The sequence below is a fragment of the Acinetobacter sp. GW821-FHT09D10 genome (genome assembly GCF_059416285.1).
The window spans coordinates 45,420-60,224 of the sequence record NZ_JBWKOW010000009.1; the positions used below are offsets into that span (position 1 = coordinate 45,420).

Sequence of the window (14,805 nt, forward strand, 5' to 3'; positions counted from 1 at the left end):
TTTCTTAGGACAGAACAAGCGTAATCAATTACGCTTGTTCTACTTTTTGGGTGCAAAATTATTTTTCATACTCTGAAGGATCAATTTTGTATTTTTTAAAGAGAATAGAACGTACGGAGTCATTTATACTGTCATCATATTTAATAATTAAATAAATATCTTTTTTATTCAGAGGAATTTCTTTTAGTAAATCAGGCAATTCCGTCGACCTTATAGCACTGACTTCACTAGGTTGCTTTAAAATATCAGGATCTTGCTCTTCAAACTTAAAATCTACACCTTGTAAATTGAAATAAACCATAACTCTTCGATTTAAAGAATCACTATCATCATATAAAACAGTACCTTCTGGCAAAATATAATATTCTGGCAAAGTGCTATTTTTCGAATATTTACCTTCAAACGAATATATCTTTAAAGGTTTTTCTAAAACATGAATTTTAGCCACTTTCATAGTTCTCCATGAATAAATATTAAAAAATAATTGAACGAAAAAAAATAAAAGTAGCACACCTATTATCAAATTCTTCTTCATTAGATTATCCTACTCCCCACTATGATAAATATTTTTCATATTTACTTTCACATCTGGAGAGACTTTTAAATAATCATTTAAATTATCTGGCAAGAATAAATATTTTGGCATTTCATATTTACTTGCTTTAAATGCTAACTTTGCAGTAGTTGGTAATACTTTATCAGCATTAACAAATTTATAACCAGATTTTGCCATACTTGGAATTGCTTTTTTTGTTGCATCTAGACTTTGGGTCGTACAGTTAGGACCTAAAGCAAAATAATCTTGATTAAGTGTATAACGCGTATAATACTTTGTTTTTACATATGATTTAGCTGTTTTCATCAAAGTATTATAATAATTTAATACAAGCATAGCCTGACTATCAAAAATTCTATAACCATAAGCGTGTGTTGTCCTAGTTTTCGAAGTCCCAGCTCCTTGGCTATTCTCCTCAGCAATATAAGCTTGATAATTATCCCAAACCTTTAGCACCCCTTCTCCTCTGGGGCTACTAGAACCACTTAATGTGAAAGGGCCAAAACTTTCTGGCTTAATTTTTCCATATCTACCAAAATCATAAATATAATCCTTACCTTTCAATTTAATATACACAGCTGTATGACCATAAGGCGACTCTTTATCTCCTTCTCCATAAGCACTCCCTACTAATAGATGTAACTCAGCTTCTGGTTTCAAAGGAACTTTCTGGGTGGGTGGATTAGCTGTATTTGTTGTAGTACTTGTTGTTGAATTATTCCCCATTTATAAAATCTTCCTGTTCGAACCAATTAACAACTAATTCATCATTTTCAGCTGATTTTATGGTTTTCGTCATTCCTTTCTCATTAGTAAAACCATAGGATTTAATTCCTGTTCTTTTATTCAAAATTGAATAAGGAATTCCTTCTAATGGTTCATTTTTAGATGAATCTATAGCTTGGAAATTACGATGCTCGGTTTTCATTCGCAAGTCAGGCAACGCAGGAACATTAGCATTCGCACTCCCTCCCCCCATAAACAAATGCTGTCCAGCCTTCACCTCAAACTTCCCGCCTGTAGTCATAAAAATGCCCGAACCAGTAATTTTGACTTGAGAGCCGCCTGCGGTGAGCACAATTTCTTTGGCTGCGGTCGCTTCAATTTTGTCTTCTGCTGAAATAATCTGAACTGCTTTACGGGCAATTAAATCTGCGCCATCGCCTTGTGCTTGTATCTCAACTTTGCCTTTGCCTGCATATAGTCTTGCGCCTTCTTGGGCTGCAAAAAGGCTAATCTTGTTTTGTGCATGTGCGATCAGGTTATTTTGTGTAGACAGATTTATGCTGTCTCCAGCAGTTTGGTTTATCTGGCCATCTGCGCTTAAGTGAATGTCTTCGTTACTGCTCAGCGCGATACTATTTGGGCTCGCCAGCAGCATAATCGCCTCTTTAAACGTTTTGGCTTTTGCGTTGTCTTGCTGCTCAAGTTTTTCAATAAAGGATTTTAGGTTTTCTAAATTTTCTAACGGGTCAGTTTGCTGGTTTTTAGCTACTTCACTGAGTGCCTTGGCATTGTTGAGGCCACCATCGATTTGTTGTTTGGCCTCGTTTGCATCAAGGTGTACGCCTTGAGCTTGGTCCTGTTTATGGGTGCTAACGAGTAAACCACTGCCAGCTCGAACCGCGCCCCATTGGTCTGTTCTTAGCTCAAAACCTTCACCACGGCCATCGCTTGTCGCGCTGTCTTTTGGATGGCTTAAGTTACCCAAGTTTAATTGGCTTGCCGCATGGCTACTTTGTAGCTGGGCACTGATTTGCCCTGTGGTGTCATCAAAACGTAGCTGGTTAAATCCTTTACCGTCGACTTCTTCGGAGCGAATGCCGCTGAGTTTTTTGGTGTCAGGTAACTGGCCTTTCTGATCGAATTGGGTTGGGTGACGTTCAGCCTCGTGAATGCGGCCCACCACAAATGGGCGGTCAATGTTGCCGTCAAAGAAGTCGATCACCACAATCTCACCCACACGTGGCAAGAAGCGCGCACCATAACCCACGCCTGCCCATGGAGTGAGTACGTCGACCCAAGCCGAGTCGGTGTCATTGTCGTTACTTCCCGCTCCTCCGTCATGACTATGGTCGTCAGCTCGGGTAAAGAGGAAACGGACTTTAATACGTCCCCACTGATCGACATGAATGCTTTCACCCTCTAATCCCACCACTTTAGCGCGCTGCGGGTGAGCGGCTGGTCGGTGCTCTAGCGGGTTATATTCAGGAACAGCTTTAATGTTACGTCGAACAACATTCAGCTCAGCAAAGTGGCGCTGCTCAGGGTTTTGGCTGTCGAGCTGAGCTACCTTGAGCTTGTCTTTTGGTAATAGGCGCTCAAGTTGCTGCTGTAATTCTTTCGGTAAATTATTCTGGTTATAGTAGTGCTTGCTTAAGATTAAAAACTCTTTGTCAGCACTGTAGTGGCGCTCAAGTTCAGGGTGGTCATTGAGTTCAAACCAGTAACCCACCTGCGCATCACGGACATTACCAGAAACGGTAAACTGTTTAGAGCTAAGGTGATGGTAAGCATTAATATGCTGGTTCAGCTGTTCGATCTGGCTATTGCCTGAAGCGGTGGCTTGGTCTTCACCGTTTAAGTCCTGCATCCATGCTGGGCTGACGTGCCATGCATCTTCAAGGTTCAAACTAGCGTTGTCATAGTGTTCGCTGTGCTGCTGGGTGCCTTGTACACTGCCGCTACCTTCTTCTTGTTGTAAGGCGTCGGCTTGCCAGCGTTGCACATGAACCGATGTCGGCTGTAAACGGCGCTCAGCTTTGACTTGGGTAATGGTATCGAACTGTTCTGTGGCACTGCTGCGTTGGTAACGTAGGCTACGGCGCTCAAGGGCCTGATAATGTTGGTTATCGTCAATTAAACGTAGCACTTGTGGCTGAATGGACGCATTCGGGTCAGCGACCAAAAGCTGCGACTCATCGACTAACCAGTTAATGCCTTCTCTACGCCACAGACGAGTTAAAAAGTCATAATCGCTTTCGTTTGACTGCATCACAAATGGACGCACATCGTAGTCTTTAGTTAAGCCTGCCGTGTCGAGCGTTAAGCTTGAAGCAAATAATGGGCTTTTAACCTGCCATTCTTTAAACAGAATTTCGCTAATATCTAGCACGCTTTTATTCATAAACACACGGCTATTACGGCGTTTATGCCAGAGTGCAGTTGGGTCTTTTAAGGTGAGATTATAAATGGTGAGTGAGCCGTCGCTTTGGCCTTGGCTTGCTTCGGTAATGATGCCTGTGGTTCTAAAAAACTGGCCCATGTCAGTGACCTGATCAACGGCAACCTGACAGCCGATAAATTGTTTTAATGCAATATGCGCGTTTGTCGACAGACACAGTAACTCAGCAACGCTGCCCTGATTGAGCGTATGTTCGCCTTCAACACGTTGTAAGAAGACTTGCTGATTTAAAGACTGATTTGAGAATTGGATATGAACAGCGCGATTTTGTGAAACAAGGCCTAAACGCTCCAATATACTCGACACACTCATCTGCATTTTTATTATCAATCAAACTTATATTTAGGCCGCATTTTAATTAAAAAAAGACTAACCTGTCTATCTATACTCATTTTCAAAATGTAACTGGTCTAAATATGCTGTTTTAGGTTAACTTCTTATTAAATAGATATTTAAACCGTAAAATTAGATCATTTTAAATTTCTATAAACCACTCAGATATATTCAACATTTTTCTTTTATATTCAAATAGATATTAAAGAAAATAAATATTCAAATTAATAAAATTCAGGATGAGATATGAAAATAAAAAAGTCTGCTTTTTATATATTTACCGTAATTTTCTCACTTCATTCTTCAGCATTTGCTGAACCGAGTGTCGCCGATATTCAATATCGTGCAGAACAAGGGCAACCCGTTGCTCAATATCATTTGGGTATGATGCTTTTAAGTGGCGAACAAGGTGTTGTTAAAAACTATGAGCAAGCTTTTAAATGGCTAACTGCGGCTGACCAAAATGGAAGCGTGGGGGCAAAATATAGTTTAGGAATGATGTATTACACAGGCACGGGCGTCGAAAAAGATGCCAAGCACGCCTTTGATTACTTTAGTAAAGCTGCGACCAAAGGCCATGCTAAAGCGCAATATAACTTAGGAGTGTTATATGACAGGGGCGAAGGAATTGCGCAAAATTATGGGCAGGCGTTTGAATGGTTTAGTCGTGCTGCCGAGCAAGGCTATCCACCCGCAGAATATAATTTAGCTCAGCTCTATAAAAAAGGTCACGGCGTCACCCAAAGTGATGAGCAGACACTGAAGTGGTACAACAAAGCCGCCGAGCATGGCGAAAGTGATGCCCAGTACAACTTGGCCCAGATGTATTTAAATGGTGAAGGCACGCCGAAAAACCTGCAACTGGCAAAGAAATGGTTCCAGCAAGCTGCCGATGCAGGCGATGTAGATGCCAAAGAAGTTCTTAAAAGTTTAGAATAAAGTCGGTCACGCCTATAATATTTTTATTTATAAAATGATAAATCTCGATTACTAATAAAATTACATGCTCAAACTATTTTATTCTTTATTTTTTCTAATTAAATATAAACATTAATTCTATTATTTTAAGAATAAATTTAGATTTATTATTAAATAAAAAATATTTTAAATATTAAATTGACGTAATTAAAATCACCGATTATTATCTCGTTGCTGGCCTACATTGCCAGACGGTTTTGACAGACCGTAACTCGTAGCGGATTATAGTTCTACTATAATTCGTTAGACCCTTGCGTCCCCTTTCTTTGCGGTAGGACGGGAGGGGGACGCCCTGTGCGTGCTGGTTCTACGAGTCCAGTCTGTCAACCCCCTTTCGTTCTACCACCATAAATTAATTCGCGGTAATCTGGTGGTAGAACTCCATAATTTTAAGGAGTTGACCATGATACTTTTCAAACTTATTCCCTCTCCAATTTAATCATTTTATTTATTTAAAATTTTGGTTTTCTATTGCCTAATTTTTTAAATTTATAAAGTATTTTTTATTTTAAAACTTAAATTATTTTATTTTCCTATGTTTATGGGAGGATTAATTATTACCTAAAAATCATTTTAATCCTTAAAACTAATTATACTTTCACTCTACTCATAGATATAAATCATTATGAGAATAATATGACAATTTATAAACCTATTTTGGCTTTAAGTTTCATTCTAGGTAGTTTGGGTATTTCGGGTTGTAACCTACACACTCAGCAGGATTTTGAAAAAATTTGCCTGTCGGGTGGGCACACCCAAGCCAGTTGCGACTGTATTTACCAACGGCTTGAACAAGCTTACTCCCCTAAGCTTATGCAGCACCTAGAACATGTCAGTTTGCAAAGTCCTGTTCTCCCACAGGACTTTGCCCCTACTTTTTTCAGCGTCATGCAGCGGTGTGACAAAAGTAGTCTGGGCTAAGCATTTGGCTTAGCCCCTTTATCTCTGTGTTGCAATGGTTTCTTACTTTAAATCAGCGCAAAGATTAAAGCCTGTTGTGGCACAGAGGCCTAAAGTTGTTTGGTTAGTTGAGCTTGTATTTAGATTTAATAAATTCAAATAATTCTTTAAAAAGAGGATGCCATTCTTCTGTTGGAGGACTCAAAAAAGAGTGCCAGAAAAAATCGAAAGTTAATCCATTATCGTCTTCACAAAAATGTGACCAAGTGTCGTGTAAAGCGTCATCTGTACTACACACAAAAACATGCCAGTCAGGCCCTGCCTCTGAGGGAATATGTTTACCTAGATATGAATGAACTTGTGCATTCTTTATTCCAGACTCTTCATAAAGCTCGCGCAAAGCTGCTTGTTCCAATTGTTCTTGGTGTTCCACAGTCCCTTTAACGATTTGAATTCCTGCTAATGGATGTCTAAATACTAAAATCTCCAAGTTATTATTTATTTCCCTGAATACCACAGGAACCACTTTTTCTATTAAAGACATAATCATTTTCTTCTTTAAATTTAATAACATATTATAGAACTTAACTAGAGTGCAAATACATTATTAATGGCCTAAACGCTTAAACTTACACATACCATCTAAAATGCCTTGTACGTTTTAACCTACAAACTTTTAGGGATTTTGCGGATTGGCGACTTCCCGCTTTTTTCCTATGATGGGTTCATACAGGAACAGGATGTTCCGGAACACAAAACTACAATAATAGGTTCATGCACTAGGAGCGTGAGATACGACAGGAGTCATATCTAGCAACCAAATACGAAAAAGCCCAACAGGATGTCGGGCTTTTTTTATTTACGTTAAAAACAACCTAAAAGAAAATTCTTATAGTGTTTTATTCACAACATACCTTTGAACTACTTGATCGACATCAATTTCGGAATGAAGACGGCCATTGTTTGCTTGAATTACTTTTGCGGACGCTAAATTAGATTTATAACAATGTATATGTAATTCCGTTAGGCCTAACTTCCATGCCTCCTGAATCGTAAGCTCTAATAATTTTGAACCAAAATCATTTCTACGTTTAGAAGGGCGAATACCTAGACCAATATGCCCGCCACAATATTGAATCTGTTCATTAAGCTTAGGTCGTAAGTTAGATACACCAATAATTTCACTGCCTTCTACTAACCAATATGTAATATTGGCAACATGTCCTTCCTGTAAAGATTCCCCATTTTCATACTCTTTTAGTTTATTCAAAAACGAATCAAAATTTGTATGATCAAAATCCATTGTCAAAGGGTAACGTTCTTCATCTGCTAATTCATTAATATAGTTGTTATAGCTCTCTTTAAACCTCAAATGAGGTTTTACCAACATAACGGTCATTTCTTACTCCCGAAAATTGTTCTTTTTATAATCACAATTTAAAAATAACATATTGTTATCAATAACAACTCTTTTTCTACTTCTAATCCTAAACAGTTATTCATAAAAGTAAGCCTGACTATTTGCTTGCTTCTCTCATCTACACAACTTCCCAAGAAACTTTTCGATGTACGTTTTAACCTACAAGCTTTTAGGGATTTTGCGGATTGGCGATACCCTGCTTTTTTCCTATGATTGGTTCATACAGGAACAGGATGTTCCGGAACACAAAACAACAATAATAAGTTCATGCACTAGGAGCGTGAGATACGACAGGAGTCATATCTAGCAACCAAATACGAAAAAGCCCAACAGGATGTTGGGCTTTTTTTATGGTCATTTAAAAATGATATTAAAGTTAACCTATAACGGACTATGTACCTGTTCTTGCTTTTTATGACGTATCCAACGTATTGCCAAAATAACAGCAATAACCACCACAACTGCAACAAGCGCGGGAACTAGCAAAGCTGAAACCGAAAGTAAGATTGCCCCAATCCACTCCCCTGTAGCAACTACAAAATTCCCTAAGCCGCCTGTGGTTGCAGTTGAAACACCGCGTGCAGCAACGGTACTCATTTGCACCACACCAGCCGTACCACCGCCCACAATAATGGCTGCTGCCCAGCTCGCAAACTGAGACATTTCCCCACTGCTAACCGCCATTGTCGCTAATGTACCGGCAATCATAGCCGCAGGGGTCGCAACAGTGTCTAAGGCATTATCGACCCATGGAATATAGTAGGCCGCAACTTCACAGACTGTTGCCACAGCTAAAGCCAAGCAAACCGACGGCATAGCTAACCATTCAAAACCTTTTGATGGCTCAAACCATCCCATCATGGTTGCAATGCTCATGACCAATAGCGGCACAAACACGCGAAAACCGCAGGCAGCGCTCAAACCCACGCCAATACATAAACCCAATATAGTTTCCATAACGGTTTCCTTTTCATGCCCATCACGGGTCTTGTTATGTAAGTCTTATTTTAAACTAACAAAAAGCCCCATCGGGTGACAGGGCTTTTTGTTAAATGCGAACGCAAATATTATTTTATTCTTAACGTTTAAACTCAGTGCAATAGCATTTAGTGCACGGCGGTAAACGATCTGTATTAATTTCTAAAAACACTCTCTGGCCACATTGAGCGCAGAAATAGAAGCCTGTTCCGGGTTTTTCGCCAGCTGTTACCATGATTGCGTTCCTATAATCGTATAGATATTAAACAGGAATATAACCCAGTTAGAGTGATTGTCAATTGTCCATTTCGCCCGATGATGATGGCATAAATGCAAAAAATGTTATTTGTACGATTTATCTTACAAACTTTTAGGGATTTTGCGGATTGGCGACTTCCTGCTTTTTTTCTATGATGAGTTCATACAGGAACAGGATGTTCCGGAACACAAAACAACAATAATAGGTTCATGCATCAGGACGTGAGATACGACAGGAGTCATATCTAGCAACCAAATACGAAAAAGCCCAACAGGATGTTGGGCTTTTTTATTTTTTCAAAGTATTTCTATTTTTATCTTATTAATATATCCAATTTAAAATTTATAGATATATGAATTTGTTTTAATTAAATTTTTAAATTAATATTTAAATGCCCTTTGGGAAGATTTTTAGATTGCGTATCGCATTCTGTTTTGAAAATGTTAATGGCTTATTGTCAAATTTGCCAACCAGTCATTGGGCACTCTGCTAACCATGCTGCTGTGCGTTGACCATATGAGTTCCCAAGGGGCACCTTTTGAAATATTTAAAACAGCTTAAATCTTGTCAAACACAAAAAGATTTAGCAATTTTATTAGGCTATTCAGAAAAGAACTTCACTCGTATCTTATTTAGTGAAAATATTACAACAAGATACCAAGCTTTTGAAATTTCTAAAAAAAGTGGTGGTAAAAGAAGAATTTTTGCTCCAACTCCTGAGCTTAAGATATTACAAACTCGTTTATCTATTCTTCTAAGTAATTGTTATAGAGAATTGGAATTAAAGAGACTATCAACCTCCTCTTATGTTAACTGTATTAGTTCACATGGATTTAGGAAAAAACTCAAAATAAACATTCCCACATCAAAACAAAATCGTACCTCACTTGAAGCTAAAGAAATTAATTTTGGTATATACAGTAATGCACAAAAACATACAGGCAAAAGGCTAGTATTAAATATTGATCTAAAGGATTTTTTTGAAAGTATTACCTTTTCTAGAATAGTTGGCTTTTTTAGTAAAAATAAACTTTTTAGCTTACCTTTTGATATCGCTATTTTAATTGCCCAAATTGTTACATACCGAGTATCTACCTCAAAAGAAGGTTTTTTACCTCAAGGCAGTCCTTGCTCACCTATAATCAGTAATTTAATTGGGAACATTCTTGATGTTAAAATGGTAAAATTAGCAAAAGAATATAAATTTACATATACTCGATATGTAGACGATTTAACGCTATCAACTAATTTACCTCAATTTTCTGAAGATATCATCGAATTTGATGGTGAAAAATGGGTTCTAGGTTCAGCCTTAAACCATACAATTAATAGCAGTAAATTTAAGATTAATCCTAAAAAAACAAGATTAACTGACAAATATAATAAACAAGAAGTAACAGGATTAACCGTTAATAAAAAAGTAAATATTGATCAAAATTATTATCGCTATACAAGATCAATGGTTCAAAATTTTTGTGCTGAAGGGGAATTTTTCAAATCAAAATTTCACATGGATAAGCACAAAACAAACAGAGAGGCATTAAATGGAATTTTAAGCCATATTTATGAAATAAAAAATCAGCAAGATATTAAATTTCCCAATGGTACAAGAAACTTTAATGAACTAAACAGCCTTGAAAAACTCTATACTAAATTTCTTTTTCACCATTACTTTATTCATCCACAAAGAGTTTTGATAATCGGTGAAGGCTATACTGATCCTCTACACTTAAAACTGGCATGCCACAAACTATATTCTGATTCATTAAAATTTATCAAATTTTCTTCTCTTTCAGGAACAAAAAGGTTCTCAAAAATTATGGGGCTAACTGGGGGGACAGGTTTAATACAAAAATTTTTAAAGAATTATAATGCAATATATAAATCACAAGTGATAAGCCATTTACCTTGTATTATCTTGGTAGATGGAGATAGTGATGGTGAACATGTTATTAAATGTGCAAACAAAGAATTTAAAGATTTTATTAAGCATATTAATCTTACTGCATTAAATAAATCAGCTATATTAGATTATTATCATGCCCATCATAACTTATATATAATTAAGCTTCCTAAAAATACTGTCATTGAGAATTTTTATGATCCATCTATTTTATTAAAGACGATTAGTGGAAAAACCTACAATTCATCTAACTCAACATTTGATTTAACTAAATTTTATGGAAAAAAAGATTTGTTTGAAAAAATTATTTTTCAGGATCAGAATACAATTGATTTCTCAAAGTTCGATTTAATATTTAATACTATTTTTCATATACAATTCTATCATTATATTTATTGTAATATTGAAGAGTAGAAAACCCCACTCTAAAGCGGGGCTTTTAAAACTATATCAATTATTTTTAACTCAATATTAAGCCACTTGGCCTTCTAAAAAGTCTTGTGCAAAACGTTGTAATACACCGCCCGCTTCATATACAGAAACTTCTTCTTCTGTATCTAAACGGCAAGTCACAGGCACTTCAACAATCTCTTCTTTACCATCTGCTGTGGCACGTTCAATGACTAAAGTTAAAGTCGAACGCGGCGCGATATTACCAATCACGCTATAAAGCTCTGTACCATCTAGTTTTAAAGTCTTGCGGTTTACACCCGCTTTAAACTCAAGTGGCAACACGCCCATACCCACCAAGTTAGTACGGTGAATACGCTCAAAGCCTTCTGCTACAATCGCTTCAACACCTGCAAGGCGTACACCTTTCGCAGCCCAGTCACGGCTTGAACCCTGACCATAGTCAGCACCCGCAACAATGATTAACGGCTGTTTACGGTTCATGTAGGTTTCAATCGCTTCCCACATACGCATCACTTCGCCTTCTGGCTCTACACGCGCTTTTGAACCTTGCTTGATCGTACCGTCTGAACGGACCACCATTTCGTTATACAGTTTCGGGTTCGCAAATGTTGCACGTTGTGCAGTCAAATGGTCACCACGGTGCGTTGCATATGAGTTGAAGTCTTCTTCTGGTAGACCCATTTTATGAAGATATTCACCCGCCGCCGAGTCCATCAAAATCGCATTTGAAGGTGACAAATGGTCGGTGGTGATGTTGTCACCCAAAATGGCAAGCGGACGCATGTTCGCTAAAGTACGTGGTGCAGCCAACGCCCCTTCCCAATATGGTGGACGGCGGATGTAAGTACTTTGTGGACGCCAGTCATAAAGCGGACTTTCGGCCTCTACGGTTACGCCCAAGTCAAACATTGGAATGTAGACTTTACGGAACTGTTCAGGTTTCACCGCTTCTTTAACTAAGGCATCAATTTCAGCGTCAGATGGCCAGATGTCTTTGAGGTAAATCGGGTTACCGTCTTTGTCATGACCTAAAGCATCTTTTTCAATGTCAAAACGAATCGTACCCGCAATTGCATACGCCACAACAAGCGGTGGAGATGCCAAGAACGCTTGTTTCGCATATGGATGGATACGGCCATCGAAGTTACGGTTACCAGAGAGTACTGCTGTTGCGTACAAGTCACGGTCAATAATTTCTTGTTGAATAGCTGGATCTAACGCGCCCGACATACCGTTACACGTCGTACAAGCGTAAGCCACAATACCAAAACCAAGTTGCTCTAAGTCTTTTAGAACACCCGCTTCTTCGAGGTAAAGTGCAGCCGCTTTTGAACCCGGTGCAAATGATGATTTCACCCAAGGTTTACGAACTAAACCTAGCTCATTCGCCTTACGCGCCAACAATCCTGCTGCCACGGTGTTACGTGGGTTAGAGGTGTTGGTACATGAAGTAATTGCAGCAATAATGATTGCGCCATCAGGCATTAAGCCGTCAGAACGGTTTTCAACAACACCAGCAATACCTTTTTCTTTTAAGTCCGCAGTTGAAACACGTGCATGTGGGTTTGATGGCCCAGCAATGTTACGTGTTACTTTTGATAGATCAAAATGAAGTACACGTGGGTACTCTGCTTTAGTCATGTCAGTTGCCCACAGACCGATTTCTTTTGCGTACTGTTCAACCAGTGCCACTTGAGCATCTTCACGACCTGTTAGGCGCAAGTAGTCAATCGTGTTTTGGTCGATGTAGAACATCGCAGCCGTAGCACCATATTCTGGTGTCATGTTTGAAATGGTTGCACGGTCGCCCACAGACATGCTGTCAGCACCTTCACCAAAGAACTCAAGGTAAGCACCGACTACGCGCTCTTTACGCAAGAACTCAGTTAAAGCAAGTACGATATCTGTTGCAGTAATGCCTGCCTGACGCTGACCTACAAACTCAACACCAATAATGTCTGGCAGACGCATCCAAGATGCACGGCCTAACATCACGTTTTCAGCTTCTAAACCGCCAACACCCACAGAAATTACGCCCAAAGCGTCTGTATGCGGTGTATGTGAGTCTGTACCTACGCAAGTGTCTGGGTATGCCACGCCATCACGCGCCTGAATCACCGGAGACATTTTCTCTAGGTTAATCTGGTGCATAATGCCGTTCCCCGCAGGGATCACATCGACATTTTTAAATGCGGTTTTGGTCCACTCAATAAAGTGGAAACGGTCTTCGTTACGGCGGTCTTCAACAGCACGGTTTTTTTCAAAAGCGTCTGGGTCAGCACCACCGTATTCCACTGCTAAAGAGTGGTCGACAATAAGCTGTGTTGGCACAACTGGGTTGACTTTAGATGGGTCGCCGCCTTTATCGGCAATCGCATCACGCAAACCTGCAAGGTCAACCAATGCAGTTTGACCCAAGATGTCATGACACACCACGCGCGCAGGATACCAAGGGAAGTCCAAGTCCTGACGACCTTCAATTAATTGCGTTAAATAAGCAGTTAAGTTCTCGGCATCGGCACGGCGTACCAATTGCTCTGCAAGTACTTTAGAGGTGTAAGGCAGTTTTTCGTATGTGCCTGGCTGAATATCTTCAACGGCTTGACGCACGTCGTAATATTCAAGCTGGGTTCCTGCCAGCGGTTTACGGTATTTTGTGTTCATTAACCACGCTCCGCCAATGGTTTGAATTTGAGGTTTTCAGGGCCTGTGTAGTTCGCGCTTGGACGAATGATTTTGCCGTCTTGGCGTTGTTCAATCACGTGAGCTGACCAACCTGCTGTACGTGCAATCACGAATAATGGCGTGAACATTGCAGTTGGAACACCCATTAAGTGATAGCTCACAGCACTGAACCAATCGAGGTTCGGGAACATGTTTTTCGCATCTTTCATCACTGCTTCTAAGCGCTCAGCGATTAAATACATTTTGGTGTTCTCTTGTGCTTGTGCCAAGTCATGTGCCACTTTTTTGATGACTTCGTTACGTGGATCAGAGATTGTATAGACAGGGTGACCAAAACCGATCACGACTTCTTTCTTCTCAACACGGCTACGGATGTCTGCTTCTGCTTCGTCTGCGTTGTCGTAACGTTGTTGAATTACGAATGCAACTTCGTTTGCACCACCGTGTTTAGGTCCGCGAAGCGCCCCAATACCACCTGTAATTGCCGAATACATGTCAGAACCTGTACCTGCCACTACACGTGATGTAAATGTTGATGCGTTGAACTCGTGCTCAGCATACAAAATAAGTGATGTATGCATTGCTTGAATCCATTCTTCAGATGGTTTTTCGCCATGAAGTAAATGTAAGAAATGCGCTGCAATAGAGTCGTCATCTGTTTCAACTTCAATACGACGACCGTTGTTGCTGAAGTGGTACCAATAAAGCAGCATTGAGCCTAGGCTTGCCATTAATTTATCAGCAATGTCTTTTGCGCCAGCTTCGTTATGGTCTTCGTGTTCTGGAGTTAAACAACCTAGAACTGAAACACCTGTACGCATCACATCCATTGGGTGTGCAGACGGTGGTAATTGTTCAAGTGCAGTTTTAAGAGCTGCTGGTAAGCCACGAAGTGCTTTTAATTTTGCTTTATAGGCTTTGAGTTCAGCTTTGTTTGGTAATTTACCATGTACGAGCAAGTGAGCAACTTCTTCAAACTGACTACCTGCTGCAAGGTCAAGAATGTCATAGCCACGATAGTGCAAGTCGTTACCGCTACGTCCTACGGTACAAAGTGCTGTGTTGCCTGCAACTTGTCCGCTAAGTGCAACTGATTTTTTTGGTTTGAAGCCTGTTGTTGTTTCATTTGAGCTCATAAGATTGTCCTTTCCTATCTATTTAAATTATTTGGGAAACACGGCATATGTACCGTGTT

The 14,805-nt window shown here is 39.4% G+C and carries 12 protein-coding genes; 3 read left to right on the forward strand and 9 right to left on the reverse strand.

The genetic code is table 11. The features are described from left to right. Positions 1-58: 58 nt before the first annotated feature. From AC07M3_RS16900 to AC07M3_RS16910, 3 genes are read right to left on the reverse strand one after another with little or no spacing between them, the layout of a single operon-like run. On the reverse strand, positions 59-535 hold the full coding sequence (locus tag AC07M3_RS16900; protein ID WP_494567842.1) for a hypothetical protein: 477 nt from the start codon (positions 533-535) through the stop codon (positions 59-61). A gap of 9 nt (positions 536-544) precedes the next feature. After that, positions 545-1,282, reverse strand: a complete 738-nt coding sequence (locus AC07M3_RS16905; protein WP_494567841.1) for a hypothetical protein — start codon at positions 1,280-1,282, stop codon at positions 545-547. Further along, entirely contained in the window at positions 1,272-4,058 is a 2,787-nt protein-coding gene (locus AC07M3_RS16910) for a type VI secretion system Vgr family protein (RefSeq protein ID WP_494567840.1), read from the reverse strand. Before AC07M3_RS16910 ends, AC07M3_RS16905 begins: the two co-directional genes overlap by 11 nt. A 261-nt stretch (positions 4,059-4,319) precedes the next feature. Here AC07M3_RS16910 and AC07M3_RS16915 point away from each other — a divergent pair, with 261 nt between their 5' ends. Then, positions 4,320-5,012: a tetratricopeptide repeat protein gene (locus AC07M3_RS16915; protein ID WP_494567839.1), complete on the forward strand. Its 693-nt coding sequence runs from the start codon at positions 4,320-4,322 to the stop codon at positions 5,010-5,012. 675 nt (positions 5,013-5,687) lie between these two features. Beyond that, positions 5,688-5,972: a hypothetical protein gene (locus AC07M3_RS16920; protein ID WP_494567838.1), complete on the forward strand. Its 285-nt coding sequence runs from the start codon at positions 5,688-5,690 to the stop codon at positions 5,970-5,972. Positions 5,973-6,075: 103 nt separating this feature from the next. Here the strand turns inward: AC07M3_RS16920 and AC07M3_RS16925 are convergent, their stop codons facing one another. From AC07M3_RS16925 to AC07M3_RS16940, 4 genes are all read right to left on the reverse strand, one after another. Further along, positions 6,076-6,495 (reverse strand): NUDIX hydrolase, encoded by a 420-nt coding sequence (locus tag AC07M3_RS16925; protein WP_004640421.1) that lies wholly within the window; start codon positions 6,493-6,495, stop codon positions 6,076-6,078. 345 nt (positions 6,496-6,840) lie between these two features. Next, complete coding sequence (locus AC07M3_RS16930; RefSeq protein WP_494567837.1) at positions 6,841-7,350, reverse strand: GNAT family N-acetyltransferase; 510 nt, start codon at positions 7,348-7,350, stop codon at positions 6,841-6,843. Between the two features lie 402 nt (positions 7,351-7,752). Continuing rightward, a complete protein-coding gene (locus tag AC07M3_RS16935; RefSeq protein WP_005049170.1) occupies positions 7,753-8,328 on the reverse strand; it encodes a DUF4126 domain-containing protein in 576 nt (191 codons plus the stop codon). Between the two features lie 121 nt (positions 8,329-8,449). Further along, on the reverse strand, positions 8,450-8,584 hold the full coding sequence (locus tag AC07M3_RS16940; RefSeq protein ID WP_004640417.1) for a zinc ribbon-containing protein: 135 nt from the start codon (positions 8,582-8,584) through the stop codon (positions 8,450-8,452). A 562-nt stretch (positions 8,585-9,146) separates the two neighbouring features. On the opposite strand from AC07M3_RS16940, the gene AC07M3_RS16945 reads away from it, so the two are divergent. Beyond that, entirely contained in the window at positions 9,147-10,925 is a 1,779-nt protein-coding gene (locus AC07M3_RS16945) for a retron Ec67 family RNA-directed DNA polymerase/endonuclease (protein WP_494567836.1), read from the forward strand. A 57-nt stretch (positions 10,926-10,982) separates the two neighbouring features. Here the strand turns inward: AC07M3_RS16945 and acnD are convergent, their stop codons facing one another. Both acnD and prpC read right to left on the reverse strand, forming a co-directional pair. Next, entirely contained in the window at positions 10,983-13,589 is a 2,607-nt protein-coding gene (acnD, locus tag AC07M3_RS16950) for a Fe/S-dependent 2-methylisocitrate dehydratase AcnD (RefSeq protein ID WP_494567835.1), read from the reverse strand. Further along, positions 13,589-14,746 (reverse strand): bifunctional 2-methylcitrate synthase/citrate synthase, encoded by a 1,158-nt coding sequence (prpC, locus tag AC07M3_RS16955; protein WP_494567834.1) that lies wholly within the window; start codon positions 14,744-14,746, stop codon positions 13,589-13,591. The genes acnD and prpC overlap by 1 nt, the downstream gene beginning before the upstream one ends. Between the last annotated feature and the right edge of the window lie 59 nt (positions 14,747-14,805).